Here is an 839-nt window from a genome sequence, read left to right as displayed (position 1 = left end):
ACGCCGACGCCCACCGCGAGCCCGAGCAGCGAGCCGATGATGAGGGAGAGGGAGAGGTTGGGCGCGACGGGATTCGTGGGCACCTGAGCGGGTTCGAGCGTGACGATGCGGATGCTGAACGCCGCGGCCTGGTCGCGCTTCTCGAGCGTGCCGGTGACGACGGTGGCGAAGCTCTCGGCGACGGCGTTCGCGATGCGCGCGGCCTGCCCCGGGTTGCGGTTGTCGACGGTGATCGTGATGATCGCGCTGTTGAGGGGTGCGGAGGCGCTGATGCCCGTGGGGGCTGCGGTGAGGCCGAGGTCTTCGGTGACGGGATCGAGCACGAGGGAGCTCGTGATGAGCGAGCGGTAGGTCTCGACGGCCTGCTTCGCGTACCCGGTGGCGAGCGAGCGCTCGGCGGGTGTGGCGGTGTCGGCGACCTGCGCGGCCACCATGACCTCGGTCGAAGCCTGGTAGCGGAGAGGGGTGAGCATCGCGACCAGCGCGCCGGTGGAGAGCCCGATCAGAACACTCGCGACGATGACGACGATCTGTCGACGGAACACCCGAAGGTAGTCATGGATGTCCATAGCTCTCCAGCATGGTCGGGTGCGATCGGCGGTATCGTCTTCCGAGACTACCGATTCCTATGAAGGCGACATGACGCACCTCAACGATCTCTTCCCCGACGGGCCCCGCGCCGGCGACGCAGGGAGTGTGGTGCTGGACGACCACCACACTGCGCGCCGCTTGCGGGAGATGATCGGCGAGCCGCGGCAGAGTCGGGCATCGGCGACGTCCGATGCGGATGCTCGTGCGCTCGCCGACATGGTTCAGGCCGCCGCCCGCACCGCCGTTCC

The 839-nt window shown here is 68.5% G+C and carries 2 protein-coding genes; one reads left to right on the top strand and one right to left on the bottom strand.

Annotated features, from left to right (window positions below):
- On the bottom strand, positions 1-569 hold a 569-nt coding region (locus ACNPM4_RS18765; protein WP_448986725.1), incomplete at its 3' end, for a YveK family protein.
- A gap of 70 nt (positions 570-639) precedes the next feature.
- Here ACNPM4_RS18765 and ACNPM4_RS18760 point away from each other — a divergent pair.
- Positions 640-839: hypothetical protein (locus ACNPM4_RS18760; protein ID WP_448986724.1), on the top strand; the 200-nt coding region annotated here is incomplete at its 3' end.

This window comes from Microbacterium umsixpiens (assembly GCF_053543675.1).
Note: the sequence above shows the minus strand (reverse complement) of the source record. Positions and strands in the feature narration are given on the sequence as shown.